Source organism: Mesorhizobium sp. M1A.F.Ca.IN.022.07.1.1 (assembly GCF_003997575.1).
GTDB lineage: Bacteria > Pseudomonadota > Alphaproteobacteria > Rhizobiales > Rhizobiaceae > Mesorhizobium.
Window position 1 is genome coordinate 1 of sequence record NZ_RZST01000294.1, and the last position, 7,403, is coordinate 7,403.

Consider the following 7,403-nt stretch of genomic DNA (forward strand, 5'->3'; position numbering starts at 1 on the left):
GCGCAATACCGACCAGACGCTGCCGGCCAGCCACATCATCGAGATGATCTTCCTGACGCCGGAAGGGTTTGACGGCGGCGGCGTCGACAACATCCTGCGCATCGCCATGAAGAGCTCGGAACAGGACGCCGGCAGCCCGCTGATCGGTATCCCGGCCAAGATCGCCGACGGCTTCTTCCTCGTCGCCCTCAACGACACCAAGGCCGACGAGGACGCCAACCTGACGCTGCTCAGGGGGCAGGCCTGGATCGACGTGCCGGTGGTCTACAAGACCGGACGCCGTGCCCTGCTCACCATGGAAAAGGGCATTCCGGGCGAGAAGGTTTTTGATGAGGCGCTGAAGGCCTGGGCGACGAAGACGTCCGGTTGAGGCCGAGCGGCTCAGAAGCCCTGAAACAGCATGTCGAGCGCTGCAACGATCTCGTCGTGATGCTTCGCGAGGTTGAAACGGTTTTCCCCGAGTTCCGTCGCAGCCACCGTAGCGATCAGATGGGTGGCCATGACCGGCTTGCGTCCATTGATTTCGAAGACCGGGTGCAGCCTCCGCATTGGCGGCGGCGCCGACGCGAGGGGCAAAAGCGGAACGACGACGCGCGTCTTGAAATTGTCGAGCAGGTCGGATTGAACCTCGAGGAGGTAGCCGCCTTCGATGCCGCTGGCGGCAAAGGCGTCATAGCGCGCCATCAGAACTGCCTATGCTCCTTGAGCGGAACGCCGTACGTGTCGACATACTCGTTCCAGGCATCCATGGTGGCGCGGTTTTCGAGCTTCCACAGCCGCGTTTTCTCGGCTGCCACGGCTTCTGCGATCCCGGCTTCGGCGGCACGAGATACATTCACGTTGAGCCCCTTGGCTTCCTTCATGAGCTGTGAATCGATCGATAGATTTGCCGGCTGGCGGACCGCATTTGCGGCAATCTTGCGCATGATAGCCTCCGCAACATGCGTATAGAATATGCGCATCACGCGAGTGCTGCAATGGATAGCTTGGACCAGCGCGACCTTCGCGACCGGACCGGCATGGCAAATTCGCCCTCAAATGCTATAGTCGCGCAAGCGGCAGGTCTGACCGGAGACGGCGATGACCAGTGCGAAGATCGACGTTCGTGAGCTGGGTGAAGCCGTTTTCCTGACCGATGGCGGCCTCGAGACCTCGCTTGTTTTTCTGGAAGGCCTCGATCTGCCCTCCTTCGCCGCCTTTCCGCTTCTTGGCGAGGAGGAGGGGCGGACGACGTTGGCCCGCTATTTCCGCCAGTATCTCGACATCGCCGACAAACACGGGGTCGGCTTCGTGCTCGATACTCCGACGTGGCGCGCCAATCCGGACTGGGGCGAGAAGCTCGGCTATTCGAAAGTCGCATTGTCGGGCATAGACATGCAGGCAGTGTCATGGGCGCGGGCGCTGGCTGCGCCCTATGTTGCGCGTGGCATGACCGTGCTGGTCAATGGGGTGGTCGGGCCCCGTGGCGACGGCTACCGCATTGACACAGTCATGACGCCCGCCGAGGCCGAGACCTATCACGGCGATCAGGTCAAGGCGTTCCGCGATGCCAGCGCCGATATGGTCAGCGCCATCACGATGACCTATGCGCAGGAGGCTGCCGGAATAGCCTGTGCCGCGATGGCGGTGGGGCTCCCGTCGGTGATTTCGTTTACCGTCGAGACGGAAGGACGCCTGCCTTCGGGGGAGAGCTTGAGAGACGCCATCGAGACCGTTGACGACGAAACGGACGGCGCTCCCGCATATTTCATGATCAACTGCGCACATCCGAGCCATTTCGACGCCGTCCTTGCCGGCGACGGACGCTGGATCAGGCGCATTCGCGGCGTGCGGGCCAACGCCTCAGCCAAAAGCCATGCCGAGCTGGATGCGGCGACCGAACTCGATCCAGGCGATCCTGTCGACCTCGGCCGGCGCTACCGCGCCATGCGCGACCGCTTCGGCCAGATAGCCGTGCTTGGCGGCTGCTGCGGCACCGACAGACGCCATATCGCTGCGATCTGCGAGGCCTGCCTCTGAGCCTTGCCGATAGCGGCTAGCCTTCCATCTCCTCGCGTAGCATCTCCAACTCCAGCCACTCTTCCTCAAGTGAGGCCAGCGTGGTGCGCTCCTTGTCGAGCGCGGCGATGGTCTTCTGGAACGATGCGGGATCGCGCTCGTAGAAGGACGGGTCGGCGATACTGTTCTCCAGCCTTGAGATGGACGCGCTCACCGCCTCGATCTTCTTCGGCAGGGATTCCAGCGCGAATTTCTGCTTGAAGGAGAGCTTCTTGGCCGGGCTTTTAGCGCTGGTCTGTTCGGCCCTGGCCGTCGCTTCGTTCGCTTCAGCCTTCGGCCTTGCCTTGCGCTCCTCCAGCTTCGAGCCGCCGCGTTGCGCCAGCATGTCGGAATAGCCGCCGGCATATTCGATCCAGCGTCCGGCGCCGTTGGGCGCGATCACGCTGGTGACTGTGCGGTCAAGGAAATCGCGATCGTGGCTGACCAGGACGACCGTTCCGGCAAAGCCGGCGACCAGTTCCTGCAGCAGCTCCAGCGTCTCCATGTCGAGGTCGTTGGTCGGCTCGTCGAGCACCAAAAGGTTCGCCGGCCGCGCCAGCACCCGGGCCAGCAGCAGTCGCGCCCGCTCGCCGCCCGAAAGCTCGCGCACCGGCGTGCGCGCCTGCTCCGGCTTGAAAAGAAAATCCTTCATATAGGAGACGACGTGGCGCTGCTCGCCATTGACCACAAGGTTCTCGCCGCGCCCGTCGGTCAGGTAATTCGCCAGCGTCTCCTGCGGGTCGACGGCCTCGCGCTTCTGGTCGAGCGTTGCGATTTCCAGATTGACGCCGAGCCGCACGGTGCCGGCATCCGGCGGCAGCTCGCCGGTCAGCATCTTGAGAAGCGTCGTCTTGCCGACGCCGTTCGGCCCGACAAGGCCGACACGGTCGCCGCGCTGGATACGGGTCGAAAAGCCCTTGACCACGGTGAGGTCGCCAAAACTCTTCTCGATGCCTTTGGCTTCGATCACCAGCTTGCCGGATTCAGCGGCGTCGCTTGCCACCATCGTCGCCGAACCCTCGGCGCCGCGATGGCTGCGAAAACGCTGGCGCATGGCCTGCAGCTCGCCGAGCCGGCGCATGTTGCGCTTGCGCCTGGCGGTCACGCCATAGCGCAGCCAATGCTCCTCGCGCACGATCTGGCGGCCGAGCTTGTGCTGTTCGCGCTCTTCCTCTTCAAGCACCTGGTCGCGCCATTCCTCAAAGTGCGCGAACCCCTTGTCCAGCCGGCGCGTCTGGCCGCGGTCGAGCCAGACGGTGGCGCGCGAGACGCGCTCGAGAAAGCGGCGGTCGTGCGAGATCAGGATCACGGCCGAGGAGGTGCGGGCAAGCTCTTCTTCCAGCCATTCGATGACCGACAGGTCGAGATGGTTGGTCGGCTCGTCGAGGAGCAGGATATCGGGCTCCGGCGCCATGACGCGGGCGAGTGCTGCGCGGCGCGCCTCGCCGCCGGAAAGGTCGTTCGGCCGCTCCTCGCCGGTCAGGCCGAGATGCTCCATCAGATAAGTGGCGCGATGCGGGTCGTCGGCCGGCCCGAGGCCGGCTTCGACATAGGCGCGCACGCTGGCGAAGCCATCCATATCGGGCATTTGCGGCAGGTAGCGCACCGTTGCCGAGGGCTGGCGGAATACTTCGCCGTCCTGCGGTTCGATCAGCCCCGCGACGATCTTGAGCAGCGTCGACTTGCCCGAACCGTTGCGGCCGACAAGCGCGATCTTCTCGCCGGCGGAGGCGCTCAGCGCCGCGCCGTCGAGCAGCGGCGTGCCGCCAAAAGTCAGTTTTATGCCATCCAGATTGAGAAGAGGCGGTGCCATGTCAGCTTTCGGGAAGAGGATAGGGGTGGGCGAGCAGCAGCGCCCGGCCACGCTCGAGCGCGATCTCGAGCCGACCCTTGATCTCATTTGATATGGTAAGCGATGAGCCGAACGCCACCTCGACACCGTCCAGCGGCCATTTGGCGCCTGAGACCGTCAGGCCGGCGAGGTCGGAGAAGCCGAGCACCGAGAACAGCGTGCCCTCGGCGTAGTCGAAGCCGGCTTTGCCCGGCAGGATCGGCACGCCTTCCTGCGCGCCGCTGGTCAGCAGCACGGTCATGCCCGCCTCGGCCAGCCGCACGCTCAGAGCCAAATGCAGAAAGGCATGATCGGCGCGCTTGCCGCCGAAGGCGCCGGCCAGCACCAGGCTGGTGGCGCCGCGCGCCAGCGCCTCGGCAATGGCGAGCTCGCCGTCGGTCATGTCCTTCTCGGTCGGGAAAATCTTGCGCGGCACGGCGGCCAGATTCTCCGGCAGGTTTGGCGGTACCGAGTCGAAATCTCCGACCCAGAGCTCCGGCAGGAGGCCAAGCATATGGGCATGGCCGATACCGGCATCGGCGGCGATGATGCGGGAGCCTTCGATCTGGCGATCGAGGCGAGGCGTGCGGACGAGATCGCCGCCAAGCAGGATGGTGAATGTGCCCATGGCCGTCGCCCTTACCAGCCCGGCCCACGAAACGGAAGCGGGCGCGTCCAAACGGAATCGCGCTTCGCTACCGCGGTGAACGATGATGATCCCCGGAAACTTCCGCTTGCGCGCCGCATCGGCCCGGCCTATGTCTCGAAATGCTCTAACGGGGTGCCGGACGCTGATTTTGCGAACCGGCTGAGAGGCAACGAAAGCCAACCCGCTGAACCTGATCCGGTTTGTACCGGCGGAGGGATTAGACGCTTCGGACCATCCGACGCCTCAATTCCTTTAACGCGAACGAAGGAGGCGCCGATGCGCTCGTTATTGTCCAACCTTGTTCTTGCAGCCGGCCTTGTTTCGCTTTTGGTGGGCGTCGGGCCTGCCGAGGCGAAAGACAAGCTTACCGTCTACACCTACGAAAGCTTCACCGCCGACTGGGGTCCCGGGCCCGCGGTGAAGAAGGAATTCGAGGCCGAATGCGGCTGCGATCTCGAATTCGTCTCGGTTGCCGACGGCGTGGCACTGCTCAACCGCGTCAAGCTGGAGGGCGCCGGCACCAAGGCCGATGTCGTGCTCGGCCTCGATACCAACCTGACCGCGGATGCCAAGGCGAGCGGCCTATTCGCGCCGCATGGCGCGGTGGCCGATTTGAATGTGCCCGGCGGCTGGAAAGACGACACTTTCGTGCCTTTCGACTACGGCTATTTCGCCGTCGTCTACGACACCGAAAAGCTGAAGACCCCGCCGAAGAGCTTGAAGGAACTGGTCGAGGGCGCCGGCCCCGACAAGATCATTATCCAGGATCCGCGCACTTCGACGCCGGGCCTCGGGCTGCTGCTGTGGGTCAAGTCGGTCTATGGCGACAAGGCGCCGGAAGCCTGGGCCAAGCTGAAGCCGAAGGTGCTGACCGTGACGCCGGGCTGGAGCGAGGCCTATGGTCTGTTCACCAAGGGCGAGGCGCCGATGGTTCTCTCCTATACCACTTCGCCGGCCTACCACATGGTGGCCGAGAACACCGAGCGCTATCAGGCGGCGTCCTTCGAGGAGGGCGAATATCTGCAGATCGAGGTCGCCGGCATCACCAAAACCGGCGCGAAGAACCCGCTGGCGGAAAAATTCATAGCCTTCATGACCGGGCCCAAGTTCCAGGACATCATCCCGGAGACCAACTGGATGTTCCCGGCCGGCAAGACCGACAAGCCGCTCAACCCGGCCTTCGAAAAGCTGGTGAAGCCGACCAAAACCCTGCTGTTCAGCCCGGACGAGGTGGCGGCCAACCGCAAGGCCTGGGTGGATGAATGGCTGGCGGCGATGAGCAAGTAGGACGCAGGATGGCGCTTGAGCACCCCCCTCTGTCCGGCCGGCCATCTCCCCCGCAAAGGGGGATCGGTGATTTCGCTAGCCGCCGACGGTGTAGGAAGAGCGGCAAAGCTGCCAATCTCCCTCCTAGAGTGGGAGATGTCCGGCAGGACAGAGGGGGGTGCGACGGAACGTGGCGTTCGCTAGCTCGAGCCAACGTGGTGCAGCGTGCAATCCACGCCGCGCCCTGACCCTCGCATCACCGCCGGCATCATCGCCCTTGTCGCCATCACTTTGCTCATCGGCGGCGCCTTCGCCGGCCTGATCCTCGAAGGCGCGAGCGGTCCGTCCAGCGCTGCCGCGGCCTTCGACAGCTATCTGCTCCGCGTCGCCCGCTTCACGCTTTGGCAGGCGCTGCTGTCGACATTGCTTTCGGTCTTGCCGGCAGTGTTCGTCGGCCGCGCCCTGTCCAGGCAAACGAACTTTCCCGGACGTCGCCTGATCCTGCAGTTGTTCACGGTGCCGCTGGCGCTGCCGGCCATCGTCGCCGCGCTCGGCGTGTTGGCGCTCTACGGCCGTGCCGGTTATTTTGCCGGCATCCTCGGCACGTTCGGCGGTGGGGAATGGCCGGGCATTTACGGCCTTTCCGGCATCCTGGTCGCGCATGTCTTCTTCAACCTGCCATTGGCCACGCGGCTGTTCCTCGAGGCGCTCGGCACCGTGCCGGCCGACCAGTGGCGGCTGGCGAGCCAGCTCGGTATGGACGCTCGGTCGGCCTTCCGGCTGATCGAATGGCCGGCGCTGCGCACGGTGCTGCCGGGGGTCGCCGGGCTGGTCTTCATGCTGTGCATCACCTCCTTCACAATCGTACTGACGCTGGGTGGCGGGCCGGCGGCGACGACGCTAGAGGTCGCGATCTACCAGGCGCTGCGCTTCGATTTCGATCCCGCGCGGGCCGTGACACTAACGTTTCTGCAGATCGTGCTGACCTTCGTCGTGGTCGCCATGCTGACGCGACTCGGCGCCAACACGGTCGGCGATGCGAATCTGCCGGTAGCGCCACGCCGCTATCTTGCGACCAGCACCACCGAGGCCGTGTTGAATGCCGGCCTCATCGTGCTTGCGCTGCTGTTCGTCGCCGCACCGATGGCGGCGACCGTGCTCGCCGGGCTGGAGGCGGATCTCGGCCGGCTGGCCGGCGAGGACGCCGTGCGCCGCGCGACGCTCACCAGCGCCGGGCTCTCCTTTCTCTCGGCGCTGTTTTGCGTGATGCTGTCGCTGTCGCTGATCGCCGCCCGACGCGCACTGGCCCTGAGGCGCCGCGCGGGCGGCGCCATGTCGCTGCTCGAACACGCCGCCGACACCGGCGCCGGTTTCGTGCTGGTCGTGCCGCCGATCGTGATCGGCGCCGGCTGGTTCCTGGCTCTGCGCAACATCACCGATGTGTTCGCCATCGCGCCCGTCATGGTCGTCGCGGTCAATGCGGTGATGGCAATGCCTTTCGCCATTCGCGCCGTCCGCCCTGCCTATGATGCGGCGAGCGAGCGCCACGAGCGACTCTGCCTGGCGCTCGGCATTTCCGGCTGGAACCGGCTGCGGCTGGTCGACTGGCCGTCGCTGCGG

7 protein-coding genes, 1 pseudogene and 1 riboswitch are annotated in these 7,403 nt (G+C 65.0%); of the genes and pseudogenes, 4 read left to right on the top strand and 4 right to left on the bottom strand.

Annotated elements, in window-relative coordinates; genetic code table 11:
• Nucleotides 1-370 (top strand): annotated as a pseudogene (locus EOA75_RS25355) (hypothetical protein); the annotation flags it as partial.
• 11 nt (nt 371-381) lie between these two features.
• Here the strand turns inward: EOA75_RS25355 and EOA75_RS25360 are convergent.
• Both EOA75_RS25360 and EOA75_RS25365 read right to left on the bottom strand, forming a co-directional pair.
• Entirely contained in the window at nt 382-684 is a 303-nt protein-coding gene (locus tag EOA75_RS25360; protein WP_127325442.1) for a CcdB family protein, read from the bottom strand.
• A complete protein-coding gene (locus tag EOA75_RS25365) occupies nt 684-926 on the bottom strand; it encodes a type II toxin-antitoxin system CcdA family antitoxin (protein ID WP_067002201.1) in 243 nt (80 codons plus the stop codon). Before EOA75_RS25365 ends, EOA75_RS25360 begins: the two co-directional genes overlap by 1 nt.
• Nucleotides 927-1,080: 154 nt before the next feature.
• On the opposite strand from EOA75_RS25365, the gene EOA75_RS25370 reads away from it, so the two are divergent.
• Nucleotides 1,081-2,019, top strand: a complete 939-nt coding sequence (locus EOA75_RS25370; RefSeq protein WP_127325443.1) for a homocysteine S-methyltransferase family protein — start codon at nt 1,081-1,083, stop codon at nt 2,017-2,019.
• Nucleotides 2,020-2,035: 16 nt separating this feature from the next.
• On the opposite strand, the gene EOA75_RS25375 is transcribed toward EOA75_RS25370, so the two are convergent.
• The gene (locus tag EOA75_RS25375; RefSeq protein WP_127247207.1) at nt 2,036-3,850 is read right to left on the bottom strand and encodes an ABC-F family ATP-binding cassette domain-containing protein; all 1,815 of its coding nucleotides are present in this window, start codon (nt 3,848-3,850) and stop codon (nt 2,036-2,038) included.
• 1 nt (nt 3,851) lies between these two features.
• Nucleotides 3,852-4,496 (bottom strand): thiamine diphosphokinase, encoded by a 645-nt coding sequence (locus EOA75_RS25380; RefSeq protein WP_127217122.1) that lies wholly within the window; start codon nt 4,494-4,496, stop codon nt 3,852-3,854.
• A gap of 139 nt (nt 4,497-4,635) precedes the next feature.
• A riboswitch (TPP riboswitch) is annotated at nt 4,636-4,751 on the top strand.
• A 42-nt stretch (nt 4,752-4,793) separates the two neighbouring features.
• Between EOA75_RS25380 and thiB the strand changes: the two genes are divergently transcribed.
• A complete protein-coding gene (gene thiB / locus EOA75_RS25385) occupies nt 4,794-5,804 on the top strand; it encodes a thiamine ABC transporter substrate binding subunit (RefSeq protein WP_127217121.1) in 1,011 nt (336 codons plus the stop codon).
• Nucleotides 5,805-6,008: 204 nt separating this feature from the next.
• A partial coding sequence (locus tag EOA75_RS25395) for a thiamine/thiamine pyrophosphate ABC transporter permease ThiP (protein ID WP_164747552.1) occupies nt 6,009-7,403 on the top strand: 1,395 nt, incomplete at its 3' end.